The organism is Cupriavidus gilardii (assembly GCF_013347325.1).
GTDB classification, from domain to species: domain Bacteria; phylum Pseudomonadota; class Gammaproteobacteria; order Burkholderiales; family Burkholderiaceae; genus Cupriavidus; species Cupriavidus gilardii.
In genome coordinates this window covers 1,028,602-1,043,106 of sequence record NZ_CP054626.1, presented here as the reverse complement: position 1 = coordinate 1,043,106, position 14,505 = coordinate 1,028,602, and the positions used below count along the sequence as shown (strand labels likewise).

13 protein-coding genes are annotated in these 14,505 nt (G+C 65.9%); all 13 read right to left on the bottom strand.

Annotation, left to right across the window (positions count from 1 at the left end; genetic code table 11):
• Positions 1-115: 115 nt before the first annotated feature.
• Positions 116-1,234: an acyl-CoA dehydrogenase family protein gene (locus tag FOB47_RS14970; protein ID WP_053821447.1), complete on the bottom strand. Its 1,119-nt coding sequence runs from the start codon at positions 1,232-1,234 to the stop codon at positions 116-118.
• Between the two features lie 13 nt (positions 1,235-1,247).
• Positions 1,248-2,450 carry an acyl-CoA dehydrogenase family protein gene (locus FOB47_RS14965; RefSeq protein ID WP_006576680.1) on the bottom strand — a complete coding sequence of 401 codons (1,203 nt, stop codon included), beginning with the start codon at positions 2,448-2,450 and terminating at the stop codon, positions 1,248-1,250.
• Positions 2,451-2,539: 89 nt separating this feature from the next.
• A complete protein-coding gene (locus FOB47_RS14960) occupies positions 2,540-3,001 on the bottom strand; it encodes a DUF1178 family protein (protein ID WP_053821446.1) in 462 nt (153 codons plus the stop codon).
• A 146-nt stretch (positions 3,002-3,147) separates the two neighbouring features.
• A complete protein-coding gene (locus FOB47_RS14955) occupies positions 3,148-3,792 on the bottom strand; it encodes an NUDIX domain-containing protein (RefSeq protein WP_244959431.1) in 645 nt (214 codons plus the stop codon).
• Between the two features lie 48 nt (positions 3,793-3,840).
• A complete protein-coding gene (locus FOB47_RS14950) occupies positions 3,841-4,149 on the bottom strand; it encodes a DUF2818 family protein (protein WP_053821445.1) in 309 nt (102 codons plus the stop codon).
• Between the two features lie 34 nt (positions 4,150-4,183).
• A complete protein-coding gene (gene nuoN / locus FOB47_RS14945; protein WP_053821444.1) occupies positions 4,184-5,659 on the bottom strand; it encodes an NADH-quinone oxidoreductase subunit NuoN in 1,476 nt (491 codons plus the stop codon).
• 18 nt (positions 5,660-5,677) lie between these two features.
• Positions 5,678-7,144, bottom strand: coding sequence for an NADH-quinone oxidoreductase subunit M (locus FOB47_RS14940; protein ID WP_174781431.1), 1,467 nt, complete (start codon positions 7,142-7,144; stop codon positions 5,678-5,680).
• Between the two features lie 14 nt (positions 7,145-7,158).
• On the bottom strand, positions 7,159-9,267 hold the full coding sequence (nuoL, locus tag FOB47_RS14935; protein WP_053821442.1) for an NADH-quinone oxidoreductase subunit L: 2,109 nt from the start codon (positions 9,265-9,267) through the stop codon (positions 7,159-7,161).
• Between the two features lie 72 nt (positions 9,268-9,339).
• Positions 9,340-9,645, bottom strand: a complete 306-nt coding sequence (gene nuoK, locus FOB47_RS14930; protein ID WP_006576687.1) for an NADH-quinone oxidoreductase subunit NuoK — start codon at positions 9,643-9,645, stop codon at positions 9,340-9,342.
• Between the two features lie 15 nt (positions 9,646-9,660).
• On the bottom strand, positions 9,661-10,302 hold the full coding sequence (locus FOB47_RS14925) for an NADH-quinone oxidoreductase subunit J (RefSeq protein ID WP_053821441.1): 642 nt from the start codon (positions 10,300-10,302) through the stop codon (positions 9,661-9,663).
• A 149-nt stretch (positions 10,303-10,451) separates the two neighbouring features.
• Positions 10,452-10,943, bottom strand: coding sequence for an NADH-quinone oxidoreductase subunit NuoI (gene nuoI / locus FOB47_RS14920; protein ID WP_006576689.1), 492 nt, complete (start codon positions 10,941-10,943; stop codon positions 10,452-10,454).
• 98 nt (positions 10,944-11,041) lie between these two features.
• Complete coding sequence (gene nuoH, locus FOB47_RS14915; RefSeq protein ID WP_053821440.1) at positions 11,042-12,106, bottom strand: NADH-quinone oxidoreductase subunit NuoH; 1,065 nt, start codon at positions 12,104-12,106, stop codon at positions 11,042-11,044.
• Positions 12,107-12,136: 30 nt separating this feature from the next.
• The gene (gene nuoG, locus FOB47_RS14910) at positions 12,137-14,503 is read right to left on the bottom strand and encodes an NADH-quinone oxidoreductase subunit NuoG (protein WP_174781430.1); all 2,367 of its coding nucleotides are present in this window, start codon (positions 14,501-14,503) and stop codon (positions 12,137-12,139) included.
• Positions 14,504-14,505: the final 2 nt, after the last annotated feature.

The following is a 14,505-nucleotide window of genomic DNA, read 5'->3' as shown; positions in this document are numbered from 1 at the left end:
GCTGCCCTCTCCCCCGCCCTTCTCCCGCCCGCGGGAGAGGGGAGAAACCCTGAATACAAAAAGCCGCGCCGGACGTTTGTCCGAGCGCGGCCTTGCTTGCCTCAGCGGCTGGCCATCATGCCGCCTGCTGGAATTCCGGCAGGCTGGCGAAGCGGCCAAGATGGTGGTCGACGTCGCCGAAGGTGGTGTTGATCAGCGTCAGCCGCTTGAACATGTGCGCGGCCGGCAGTTCGTCGGTGACGCCCATGCCGCCGTGGATCTGCACCGCTTCCTGGCCGACCGTGCGCGCGGCCTGTCCGACCCGCGCCTTGGCGGCGGACACGTAGCGGCGGCGCTCCTCGGGGCTCGCCTCGTCGAAGCGGGCCGCGGCCAGTAGCGTGATCGAGCGCGACTGCTCGGCATGGATGAACATCTCGACCATGCGGTGCTGCAGCGCCTGGAAGCGCGCGATCGGCACGCCGAACTGCTGGCGCGTCTTGGCGTACTCGATGGTGGCGGCGGTCAGCGTGTCCATCACGCCCACGGCCTCGGCGCACAGCAGCACCGCGGCGTAGTCGGCGACCTGCTCGAGCAGCGCCCAGCCCTGACCTTCGGTGCCCAGCAGCTCGCCGGCGGCGTCCTGGAACGTGATATCGGCCGCGTGCAGGTTGTCGATCGTGCGGTAGTCGCGGATGGTGACGCCCGGCGCCTTCGCATCGACCAGGAACAGCGAGATGCCATCCTGATCGGCATTGCCGCCGCCGGTACGTGCCGACACCACCAGCTTGTCGGCCTGGCCGCCGTGGATCGCCACGACCTTGGTGCCGTTCAGCTTGCCGCCCTTGGCGGTCACCCGCACGTCGTTCAGCGCATAGCGCGCCTCGCGCTCGTTAAACGCGGTGGCCAGCTTGACTTCGCCGCCGGCGACCTGTTCGAGTACGGCGTCCTGGCCGCCGGCCTGCTTCAACGCATAGGCGGCTGTCACCGTCGCCAGATACGGCTCGACCACCAGGCCGCGGCCCAGCTCCTGCATCACCACCATCATGTCGATGGCCGACCCGTTGAATCCGCCCTGGGCTTCCGGCACCGGCAGCGCGGTCAGGCCGAGCTCGACCAGCGCGCTCCATGCCGCTTCGCTGTAGCCGGTCTCGCTCTTGTAGGCCTTCTTGCGGGACTCGAAGTCGTAGCTCTTGTCGATGAAGCGGCGTACCGCGTCAGCCAGTTGCTTCTGCTCGTCGCTGAGATTGAAGTTCATGGTTCCTGTCTCCTCACAGCCCCAGGATCATCTGGCTGATGATGTTCTTCTGGATTTCGTTGGATCCGCCGTAGATCGAGGTCTTGCGGAAGTTGAAGTAGTACGCGGCCAGCGGCGCGGCATCGTCGTAGCCGGTCACCGCGTGCTCGGTCTCGCACTCCAGGTAGTCGCGGTCGAACGGCTGCGCGTACGGGCCGACCGCTTCGACCATCAGCTCGGTCAGCATCTGCTGGATCTCGGTGCCCTTGATCTTCAGCAGCGAGGCCTCGGGGCCGGGGCCCTTGCCGGCGCTCTCGCTCGACACCACGCGCAGCACGGTGATTTCGAGCGCCATCAGCTCGATTTCCAGCGCGGCGACCTTGGCGCCGAACACCGGGTCTTCCAGCAGCGGCTTGCCGTTCTTCTGCTGCTGGCGCGCGACGCGCTTCAGGAAGCCGAGCTCGCGCTTGGAATTGCCGACGCGGGCGATGCCGGTGCGCTCGTGGCCAAGCAGGTACTTGGCGTAGGTCCAGCCCTTGTTCTCCTCGCCGACGCGGTTCTCCACCGGCACCTTGACGTTGTCGAAGAAGACCTCGTTCACCTCGTGGTCCTCGTCGAGCATGATGATCGGACGCACGGTGATGCCCGGCGTCTTCATGTCGATCAGCAGGAACGAAATGCCCTCCTGCTTCTTGGCTTCGGGGTCGGTGCGGACCAGGCAGAAGATCATGTCGGCGTGCTGGCCGAGCGTGGTCCAGGTCTTCTGGCCGTTGACGATGTAGTGCTTGCCGTCCGGAGTCAGTTCGGCGCGGGTCTTCAGCGAGGCCAGGTCCGAGCCCGAGCCCGGCTCCGAATAGCCCTGGCACCACCAGTCGGTGCAGTCCAGGATGCGCGGCAGGTAGTAGGACTTCTGCTGCTCGTTGCCGTACTTCATGATCACCGGCGCGACCATCGCGACGCCGAAGGGCAGCACGCCGGGCGCGCCGACGCGGGCATTTTCCTCATCCCAGATATGGCGCTGGGTCGCGTTCCAGCCGGTACCGCCGTACTCGACCGGCCAGTGCGGCGCCGACCAGCCCTTGCCCGCCAGGATCTTGTGCCAGCGCACCAGATCGTCCCGGTTGGGCCGGCGGTGATTCAGAATCTTGGCGCGAATGTCCGCCGGCAGGTTGGCTTCCAGCCAGCTGCGCACTTCCTCGCGGAAGGCGTTGTCGGCCGCCGTGTAGTTGAGATCCATGCCCGTCTCCAGTGATGCCGGCTGCGGCCGGCAAATTGTTCTGGCCAACGCGCCCTCGCACCGGCGCGAAGGCGGGCACGGGACGCGATTCAGTGAGCCGTCTGCTTCAGCGCATCCGGCACCACGAGCGGAAACGTTTCGATGCCCTCTTCGGCGAGCGCCTGCACTTCCTCCGGCGACGCCGTCCCGCGGATGCCGCGTTCCGGTGCCTCGTCGTAATGCATGCGCCTGGCCTCTTCGGCAAAGCGCGGCCCCACGTCCTCGGTCTGCGCCAGCACCTGCCTGACCGCCTTCAGATACAGCGATTGCAGGACCTGCGCCGCCGGCGGGACCGCCTGAGCCTGCTGCACCGGCGCCTGGGGCGCCGGCTGGCGCTCGGCCGCGCCAGACAGATTCAGGCGCGGGGCGCTCGGCAGCCGCGTCACGGCGTGGTCGCCGCAAACAGGACACTGAACGAGATCGCGCGAAATCTGCGACTGCGCATCGTCCTCCGAAGCAAACCAGCCTTCGAACCGATGGTCATGCGCACAGCGCAGGTCGAGCACCTTCATGATGTTTCCAGCCCGTCAAAGCAATATTAGCCGTGAATCGCAAATTTGTGAACGGTCGTTCTAATTTTTCCTGACCGCGGCCAGCCCCGGGGGCCGGCGTCAGGCGAAGATGGTAGCGTCCTGGTGAATTTAAAGATGGGCTGCGCTCAGTCCGGCACCTTCTGCTCGCCCGGCTGCCAGGCGCCGGACAGCACCTTTTCCAGCCAGAACGCGCCGATGATGGTCTTGACGTCGGTGATTCGGCCCTGGCGGACCCAGTCGATCACCTGCCCCGCCGGCACAATCAGCGTTTCCAGGAATTCGCCGTCGTCGAGCGCCGCCTCGCCGGCGGTCAGCTCGCGCGCCAGGAACAGGTCGATGAACTCGGTCGAGTACGAGATCACCGGGTGGATTCGGGTCAGATAGTCCCAGCGCGCGGCGCTGTAGCCGGTCTCCTCGCGCAGCTCGCGCTCGCCGCAGCGCTGCGCCCCCTCCTGCGGATCGAGCTTGCCGGCCGGAAATTCCAGCATCACCTCGCGCACCGCATAGCGGAACTGGCGCTCCACCAGCACGGTGCCGTCGTCGAACAGCGGGATCATCATCACCGCGCCGGGGTGCTCGACATACTCGCGGCCGGCCTGCTTGCCGTCGGGCAGCCGTACGATGTCCTGCTTCAGCGTCAGAAACTTGCCCCGGTGCAGCGTCGCGGACGCCAGGGGGACTTCCTTCAGATGGTCGTCGCCGCCCGCGTCGAGCGCTTCGGGAGAGACCAGGGAGGCGGCGTTGGCGCCTTGGGATCGGGATGACGACATGAACCCTCCGGGATGGCGAGGCCGCCGAAGGTCATGCCGGGTTCGGCGTCAGCTCGCGCGATGTTTGACCAGGTATTGCCAGGTGTAGCCGGGGAAGGCGAACACCAGCATCAGGCAGGCGGTGATCGCATAGAACTGCCAGCCCTGGGCAAAGCGATTGCCCAGGCCGGCCTCGACCGCGAAGCCCACCGCGCCGACCAGCAGATAGTAGACGATCAGCTCGGCGAGCCGCACCCAGAACGGCTTGCGCGGCTTGCCGAGCGGAATGACCGCGAACAGGCGCTGGTTGACAAACGGCAGATTGGCACAGGCCAATGCCAGCAGGATGACAAACCAGCCGCCCGCGGATGCGCTCATTGTGGTGTGCGTGGTGCGCGTGTCGGCCGGGCGCTCAGGCGCCCAGCGTGGTGCGCACGACCTGGTAGCACAGGTTCATCAGCGCGGCCGGGAAGATGCCCAGCACGACGATGACCAGGCCGTTCAGGCTCAGCAGCGAACGCAGGCCGCCCGAGGCCTCCAGCGTTTCCTCGCCGGCCGGCACGTCGAAGTACATCAGCTTGACGATGCGCAGGTAGTAGAACGCACCGATCAGCGAGAACAGCACCGCCACCACGGCCAGCCACGACATGCCGGCCGCAACCACCGCCTCGAGCACCGCCAGCTTGGCGTAGAAGCCCACGGTCGGCGGGATGCCGGCCAGCGAGAACATCATCACCAGCATCAGCAGCGCGAACCACGGGTTCTTGCGCGACATGCCCTTCAGGTCTTCCAGCGTCTCGGCCTCGAAGCCCTTGTTCGTGCGCAGCAGGATGATGCCGAAGGTGCCCAGCGTGGTCAGCACGTAGGTGACCGCGTAGAACATCGCCGAGCCGTAGGCGCTGGCGGCGCCGTCGGTCTGGCCGCCGGCCACGCCGGACAGCATGCCCAGCAGCAGGAAGCCCATGTGCGAGATCGTCGAATACGCCAGCATCCGCTTCAGGTTGCTCTGCACGATCGCCGTCAGGTTACCGATCGCCAGCGATACCACCGCCAGCACCGACAGCATCAGCTGCCAGTCCACCGCCAGCGGCAGCAGGCCTTCGACCAGGATACGCAGCGTCATCGCGAACGCGGCCAGCTTCGGCGCACCGGCGATCAGCAGCGTCACCGCGGTCGGCGAGCCCTGGTAGATGTCCGGAATCCACATGTGGAACGGCGCGGCACCCAGCTTGAAGGCCAGGCCGGCCACCAGGAACACCACGCCGAAGGCCAGCATCGTCGTGTTGACGCGGCCGGACTCGACCACGCGGAACACCTCGCCCAGGTTCAGCGAACCGGTGGCGCCGTACATCATCGACATGCCGTACAGCAGGAAGCCCGACGCCAGCGCGCCCAGCACGAAGTACTTCATCGCCGATTCGGACGTCACGCGCGAATCGCGGCGCAGCGCGACCAGCGCGTACGACGACAGCGACAGCAGTTCCACGCCGAGATACAGCGTCAGGAAGTTGTTGCCGGTGATCATCACGATCTGGCCGCCCAGCGTGAACAGCGCCAGCATGTAGAACTCGCCGGCGTACAGGTCGCGGTCGCCGAGGTAGCGGCGCGTGTAGACCAGCGTCACGAACAGCGCCAGCGCCGAGAACGAGGCCAGCACGTTGGCCATCGGGTCGATCACGGCCAGGTTCGAGAACGCGTAGTGGGTCTCGCCGTTGGCGGCGTTCAGGCCGAACCAGACGGTCAGCACCAGCGTGATCAGCAGCGACAGCGGATAGGCGACGCTCGGCCGATTTTTGCCGCGTGCAAGGTCGATCCAGTTGACCGCCGCGATGGCGATCGCCAGGAAGATGATCGGGGCCACAGGCGCCCAAGTCGTGGTCGATTCCATGATTCGTTCTCTCCCTGCTTACAGCTTGGACTGCGCCACGTGCGACAGCAGGTTGACCACCGATGCGTGCATCACATCGGTAAAGGGTTTCGGATGCAGGCCCATGTACAGCGTCATCGCGGCCAGCAGGCCCAGCATGACGAACTCGCGCTTGTTCAGGTCGACCAGCTCGGCGACGTGCTGGTGCTTGATATCGCCGAACACCACGCGCTTGACCATCCACAGCGAATAGGCCGCGCCGAGGATCAGCGAGGTGGCCGCCGCCAGGCCGATCCAGAAGTTGTACTGGACGCCGCCCAGGATCACCATCCACTCGCCGACGAAGCCCGAGGTCGCCGGCAGGCCGCTGTTGGCCATCGCGAAGAACACCGCGAAGGCCGCGAACTTCGGCATCGTGTTGACCACGCCGCCGTAGTCGGCGATCTGGCGCGAGTGCACGCGGTCATAGAGCACGCCGATGCAAAGGAACATCGCGCCCGAGATGAAGCCGTGCGAAATCATCTGCACGATGCCGCCCTCGATGCCGATCTCGCTGAAGATGAAGAAGCCCAGCGTGACGAAGCCCATGTGCGCGATCGACGAGTACGCGACCAGCTTCTTCATGTCGGCCTGCACCATCGCCACCAGGCCGATGTAGATCACCGCCACCAGCGAGATCGCGATGATGAACGCGGCCAGGCTGTGGCTGGCGTCCGGCGCGATCGGCAGCGAGAAGCGCAGGAAGCCGTAGGCGCCGAGCTTCAGCATGATCGCGGCCAGCACCACCGAGCCGCCGGTCGGCGCCTCGACGTGGGCATCGGGCAGCCAGGTATGGACCGGCCACATCGGCACCTTGACCGCGAAGGCCAGGAAGAACGCCAGGAACAGCAGCACCTGCTCGTTCATCGACAGCCTGGCCTGATGCCATTGCAGGATCTCGAAGCTGCCGGTCTTGTTGTACAGGTACAGCAGCGCGATCAGCGTCAGCAGCGAGCCGAGCAGCGTGTACAGGAAGAACTTGAAGGCCGCGTAGACCCGGTTCGGGCCGCCCCAGACGCCGATGATGATGTACATCGGGATCAGCGTGGCCTCGAAGAACACGTAGAACAGCATGCCGTCGAGCGAGGCGAACACGCCGACCATGATGCCCGACAGGATCAGGAACGACGCCATGTAGGCCGCCACGCGCTCGGTGATGACCTCCCAGCCGGCGATCACGACGATCACCGTGATGAAGGCGGTCAGCACGACGAACCACATCGAGATGCCGTCGACGCCGAGGTGGTAGTTGATGTTGAAGCGCTCGATCCACGAGTACTTCTCGACGAACTGCATCTGCGCGGTGCCGCGGTCGAAGTTCACGATCAGCGGCAGCGTGACCAGGAAGCTGACGATCGAGCCGAACAGCGCGGTCCAGCGGACGAAGCCCGGGCTGCGATCCGAGCCGAAGGCCAGCACCAGCAAGCCGAAAAAGATAGGCAGCCAGATAGCGAAAGAGAGAACCATTTTCGTTGTATTCCTTACTTGGCGCCCACCGCGCTAGCCGAGCCGAAGATCGTGATCGACAGCAGCACCAGCATGCCCAGGATCATCGCGAATGCGTAGTGATAGATATAGCCGGACTGCACGTAGCGGCTGACCGAGGCGACCCAGCCGACCACACGCGCGGCGCCGTTGACCAGCAGGCCGTCGATCAGGCCCTGGTCGCCGCCCTTCCACAGGCCCGTGCCGATCAGGCGCGCGCCGCGGGCGAACACCGCTTCGTTGATGGCGTCCATGTAGTACTTGTTGTCGAGCAACTTGTACACGCCGCTGAAGCGCTGCTGGATCGCCGCCGGGATGTCGGGCCGCTTCATGTAGAAGAACCACGACAGCACCACGCCGGCCAGCGCGAGCCACAGCACCGGGGTCTGCAGCGAGTGGATGCCCATCGCGACCCAGCCGTGGAACATCTCGGCCAGCTCGCGCATCGCGTGGTGGTTCTCGCCGACGAAGATCACGTTCTGGAAGGCCACGCCGTTCTTGAAGAAGTCGCCGAACAGCATCGGCTCGATCGCGATCGCACCGATCACCACCGACGGGATCGCCAGCAGCACCAGCGGCAGCGTCACGACCCACGGCGACTCGTGCGGCTTCTCGCCCGGCGCCAGGCCATGGTGATGGTCGTCGCCATGCGCCTCTTCCTCTTCCGCGGCGTGGTCGTGGTGCAGGTGCGGCTTGCCGAAGCGCTCCTCGCCGTGGAACACCAGGAAGTACATGCGGAACGAGTAGAACGCGGTGACGAACACGCCCGCCATCACGGCGAAATAGGCGAAGCCCGAACCGGCGATGTGCGACTCGGCCACCGCCTCGATGATCGAGTCCTTCGAATAGAAGCCCGAGAAGAACGGCGTACCGATCAGCGCCAGCGAACCGACCAGCGAGGTGATCCAGGTGATCGGCATGTACTTGCGCAGGCCGCCCATGTTGCGGATGTCCTGGTCATGGTGCATGCCGATGATCACCGAGCCCGCGGCCAGGAACAGCAGTGCCTTGAAGAAGGCGTGCGTCATCAGATGGAACACCGCGACCTGGTAGGCCGAGGCGCCCAGCGCGACCGTCATGTAGCCCAGCTGCGACAGCGTCGAGTATGCGACCACGCGCTTGATGTCGTTCTGGATGATGCCCAGGAAGCCCATGAACAGCGCGGTGATCGCGCCGATCACCAGCACGAAGGACAGCGCGGCGTCGGACAGCTCGAACAGCGGCGACATGCGGCTGACCATGAAGATGCCGGCGGTCACCATGGTGGCCGCGTGGATCAGCGCGGAGATCGGCGTCGGGCCTTCCATCGAGTCCGGCAGCCACACGTGCAGCGGGAACTGCGCCGACTTGCCCATCGCGCCGATGAACAGGCAGATGCACGCCACCGTCAGCATCATCCAGTCGGTGCCCGGGAAGGTCACGGTCGCCAGCTGGTCGCGCGCGGCGAACACCTCGGTGTAGTTCAGGCTGCCGCTGTAGGCCAGCAGCAGGCCGATGCCCAGGATGAAGCCGAAGTCGCCGACGCGGTTGACCAGGAAGGCCTTCAGGTTCGCGAAGATCGCGGTCGGACGGGTGTACCAGAAGCCGATCAGCAGATACGAGACGAGGCCCACCGCTTCCCAGCCGAAGAACAGCTGCAGGAAGTTGTTGCTCATCACCAGCATCAGCATCGAGAAGGTGAACAGCGAGATGTAGGCGAAGAAGCGGTTGTAGCCCGGGTCGCCCTGCATGTAGCCGACGGTGTAGATGTGGACCATCAGCGAGACAAAGGTCACCACCACCATCATCATCGCGGTCAGCGAGTCGACCAGGAAGCCGACCTCCATCTTCAGCGGGTGGCCGGCGAACGGCAGCACCATCCACTCATAGACCGTGGCGTTGAAGCTGGCCCCATCCACCATCACGTCGCGCAGCACGAGCAGCGACAGCAGGCAGGCGATCGCCACACCGAGAATGGTCACGGTGTGGGCGATGGCGCGGCCGGCGCGCGTCTCCGACGAGAACGATCCGAAGAACTTGGTGCCGAACAATCCCGCGATGGCCGCGCCGGCGAGCGGCGCCAGCGGAATCGCGAGCAGCAGGTTGGGGTTGAGCGTGGTTGCCATAGGACGCTTGTTGGTGTGCGGTCGGGTGCGGTCGGTTGGGTGACGTGTTTCGACAGGATCGGCTCGCGGGCATCAGCCCTTGAGCGCGTCCAGGTCGTCGACGTTGATCGTGTCCAGGTTACGGAACAGCACGACCAGGATTGCCAGACCGATCGCCGACTCGGCGGCGGCCACCGTCAGGATGAAGAAAACGAAGACTTGTCCGGCCAGATCGCCCAGATAGTGCGAAAAGGCGACGAAGTTCATATTGACCGCCAGCAGCATCAGCTCGATCGCCATCAGCAGCACGATCACGTTCTTGCGGTTCAGGAAGATGCCGACGATGCTGATCGCAAACAGGATCGCACCGAGCACCAGGAAATGGGCGAGAGAGAGCACGTCGTTCCCCGATCTTCAGTTCTTGTTGGCGGCGTCGGCTTGCTCGCCGGCGGCTTGCGCGGTCTGTGCCGGCATCGAAACCAGCCGCACGCGGTCGGCGCGGCGGGTGCGCAGCTGTTCGGACACGTCCTGCGCCTTGGTGTCCTTGCGGCGGCGCAGCGTCAGCGCGACCGCGGCGATGATGGCCACCAGCAGGATGATGCCGGCCACCTCGAAGGCGTAGATGTAGTCGGTGTAGATGACCTGTCCGAGCGCGCCGGTGTTCGAGTAGTCGGGGCCCTGCGGCATCGTCTTCAGCGGCTGCGTGGTGCCGATGAAATTGCGCACCAGCACGATCGCCATCTCGGCGATGATCAGCGCGCCGACCACCGAAGCCAGCGGCACATAGGTCCAGAAATCGCGGCGCAGGTGCTCGATGTCGATGTCGACCATCATCACGACGAACAGGAACAGCACCATCACGGCGCCGACATAGACCAGCACCAGCAGGATGGCGAGGAATTCGGCCTGCAGCAGCATCCACAGCGCGGCTGCCGTGAAGAACGACAGCACGAGGTACAGCGCCGAGTGCACCGGGTTCCTGGCGGTGATGACTTTCAGTGCGGAGAGCACCAGCACCACTGCGAAGACGTAGAAGATGGTGGTCGTGAATTCCATGGTTCTCGTCGTGCCGCACGGCACAGCCCACCCCCGGTGGCCTGCCCTTGCGGCATCCTTCTAGTTGCCCCTCGCGGGGCACGATTCAATATGTAGCCTTGCGGCCCGGTTCGCCCGGATTCGCGCCGTTTCGCGCGAACGGCGGGCGATCAGCGGTACTTCGCGTCCGCCGCCTTGGCCGCCGCGATCTGCGGCTCGTAGCGGTCGCCCACCGCGAGCAGCATGTCCTTGGTGAAATACAGGTCGCCGCGCTTCTCGCCGTGGTACTCGAGAATCTGGGTTTCGACGATCGCGTCGACCGGGCAGGCTTCCTCGCAGAAGCCGCAGAAAATGCATTTGGTCAGATCGATGTCGTAGCGCGTGGTACGGCGGGTGCCGTCGGCGCGCACGTCCGACTCGATCGTGATGGCCAGCGCCGGGCAGACCGCTTCGCACAGCTTGCAGGCGATGCAGCGCTCCTCGCCGTTCGGATAGCGGCGCAGCGCGTGCAGGCCGCGAAAGCGCGGCGACACCGGCGTCTTCTCCTCGGGGAACTGCACCGTGATCTTGCGGGCGAAGAGATAGCGGCCGGTCAAGGCCATGCCCTTGAAGAGTTCCTTCAGGAGCAGGCTGTTGAAGAAGTCCTTGATGGCGAGCAGCATGACGATTGCTTCCTAGTAATTCCACCGGGCGCGGCGCGTGCGCCGCTGCCCGGTTTGGCCCGTCCCGGCCGGCTTCGTGGCCGGGATCGGCGGCGATTTCAGTGCCAGATGTTCCAGGGCGACTTGATCCAGATCGCCACGATGATCAGCCATGCGACGGTCAGCGGAATGAAGACCTTCCAGCCCAGGCGCATGATCTGGTCGTAGCGGTAGCGCGGGAACGAAGCGCGGATCCAGATGAACACCGACAGCAGCAGGAACACCTTGATCAGCAGCCAGAAGAAGCCCGGGATCGCGTTGGTCACGACGCTGTCGACCGGGGGCGCCCAGCCGCCGAGGAACATCAGCGCGGTCATCGTCGAGATGATGATCATGTTGATGTATTCGGCCAGGAAGAACAGCGCGAAGCCCATGCCCGAGTACTCGATCATGTGGCCGGCCACGATTTCCGATTCGCCTTCCACCACGTCGAACGGGTGGCGGTTGGTTTCTGCCACGCCCGAGATGAAGTAGACGCCGAACATCGGCAGCAGCGGCAGCCAGTTCCACGACAGGATGTTCAGGCCCATGTTGGCGAAGTAGCCGGTGTTCTGGCCGTTGACGATCGCCGACAGGTTCAGGCTGCCCGAGACCATCAGCACGGTGACCAGCGCGAAGCCCATCGCGATTTCGTACGACACCATCTGCGCCGCGGCGCGCATCGCGCCGATGAACGCGTACTTCGAGTTCGAGGCCCAGCCAGCCAGGATCACGCCGTAGACGCCGACCGAGCTGATCGCCATCACGTACAGCAGGCCCGCGTTGACGTCGGCCATCACCACCTCGGCCTGGAACGGGATCACCGCCCAGATCGCCACGGCCGGCATCAGCACCATCAGCGGCGCGATCAGGTACAGGCCCTTGCTGACCTGCGAGGGCGTCATCACTTCCTTGAGCAGCAGCTTCAGCACGTCGGCGATCGGCTGCAGCAGGCCCAGCGGGCCGACCCGGTTCGGGCCGATCCGCACGTGCATCCAGCCGATCAGCTTGCGCTCCCACAGGATCAGGTAGGCCACGCACAGCAGCAGCGGCACCACGATGACCACGGCGCGAATCAGGATCCACAGCGGCGTCCATGCGCCACCGAAGACGGCCTGTCCCTGCGAGGTAATCCAATCGATCATCTTTCTCTCTCGCCTGTCGTATTCGCTTCTTTAAGCCGCGGCCACCGGGGCCAGTTCCACCGCCTTTTCCACCAGCACGGTGCCGAACATCGGCCCGAGGCCGACGGCCGCCGGCGTCGCCGCCGACACGCGCACCGTATTGGCGGGCAGACCTTCTTCCAGCACGGCCGGCAGCACCACGCTGCCCTGCCCTTGCGTGACCCGCACCGGATCGCCGGCGGCCACGCCCAGCGCGGCGAACAGATCGGCCGACAGGCCCACCTGCATCGCACGGCGCGCCGCCGCGGTCAGCTGCAGCGAATCGGCACGGCGCACGATCGCGTCCGAGTGGTAGATCGGCACGTCGGCGACGCGCTCGATCGCCGGCACGGCGCCATCGGCCGACGGCGCGGCGACCTGGATCGCGGCGGACGTGCGGTTGTTCAGGCGCGGACCGATCGCGTCGGCCAGCGCTTCGTCGCGGACCGATTCCGCGGTCTCGTAGTCGAAGCCCGGCACGTCCAGCAGATTGCCCAGCACGCGCAGCACCTTCCAGCCCGGGCGGGTCTCGCCCAGCGGACGCACCACGCCGTTGAAGCTCTGCGGCACGCCTTCGCAGTTGACGAAGGTGCCCGAGGTCTCGCTGAACGGCGCGATCGGCAGGATCACGTCGGCGTATTGCAGCGCGGCCTCCGAGCGGAACGGCGACAGCACGATCACCGTGCCGGCCTGGCCCAGCGCGGCCAGCGCGCGTTGCGGATCGGCGCTGTCGAATTCGGGCTCGGCGTTCAGCACCACATAGGCCTTGCGCGGCGTCTCCAGCATGGCGCGGGCGTCGGCCCCGCCCTGGCGCGGCAGCGCGCCGACCAGATGCGCGCCGACGGTGTTGGCCGCTTCGGTCAGGAAGCCCAGCGTGGCGCCGGTGTTGTCGGCGATCCACTGCGCCAGCGCATGCAGCGCGGCGAATTGCGGATGACGAACGGCCTCGTTGCCGAGGAAGACGGCACGGCGCTCGCCCGACAGCAGGGCCTGCGCGGCCGCCTCGGCCAGCGCGCCACCGTCGAAACCTTCCGTGCCGGCCGGAGCGGCGACGCCCTTGGCGGCCGCGACGGCACGCGCCACGCCAGCCAGCGCGGCGGCCCAGGCCGACGGCGCCACGGCGATGCGCGCTGCCAGCGGCATCAGCAGGTCTTCGGGGCTGGCGCCCAGCACGGCGACGCGGGCACCCTTCTTGGCGGCCTGGCGCAGGCGCGAGGCCAGCAGCGGCTGATCCTTGCGCAGCGACGCGCCGATCACCAGCGCACCCTGCAGCGCCGACACCTCGGCGATCGGCATGCCGAGCCACGGCGCGCCCTCTACCTGCGCCGAGAAATCGGACTGGCGCAGGCGGAAGTCGATGTTGTCGCTACCCAGGCCGCGCACCAGCTTGCCGAGCAGATAGAGCTCCTCGACGGTCGCGTGCGGGCTGGCCAGCGCGGCGATCTGGTCGGCGCCATGCTCGCGCTTGATGCCGGCCAGGCCGTTGGCGACGTATTCAAGCGCGGTCTGCCAGTCGGTCTCGAGCCACTGGTTGTCCTGCTTGATCATCGGCCGGGTCAGCCGGTCGGCGCTGTTCAGGCCCTCGTACGAGAAGCGGTCGCGGTCCGACAGCCAGCATTCGTTGATGGCTTCGTTGTCCAGCGGCAGCACGCGCATCACGCGGTGGTTCTTGGACTGGACGATCAGGTTCGCGCCCAGGCCGTCGTGCGGCGACACCGACTTGCGGCGCGACAGTTCCCAGGTCCGCGCGGTGTAGCGGAACGGCTTGCTGGTCAGCGCACCGACCGGGCACAGGTCGATCATGTTGCCCGACAGCTCGGAGTCCACCGTCTTGCCGACGAAGGTCGTGATCTCGGAATGCTCGCCGCGGTTCAGCATGCCCAGCTCCATCACGCCGGCCACTTCCTGGCCGAAGCGCACGCAGCGGGTGCAGTGGATGCAGCGCGTCATCTCTTCCATCGAGATCAGCGGGCCCACGTTCTTGTGGAACACCACGCGCTTCTCTTCCTTGTAGCGCGATTCGGAGGCGCCGTAGCCGACCGCCAGATCCTGCAGCTGGCACTCGCCGCCCTGATCGCAGATCGGGCAATCGAGCGGGTGATTGATCAGCAGGAATTCCATCACCGACTTCTGGGCCTTGACCGCCTTCTCCGAATTGGTGAAGACCTTCATGCCCGCGGTGACCGGCGTGGCGCAGGCCGGCAGCGCCTTCGGCGCCTTTTCGACCTCGACCAGACACATGCGGCAGTTGGCCGCGATGGACAGCTTGCGGTGATAGCAGAAGTGCGGGATGTAGGTGCCCAGCTTGCGGGCCGCTTCCATCACCAGGCTGCCTTCCGCAACCTCAACCTTCTTGCCGTCGATTTCGAGTTCAACCATGT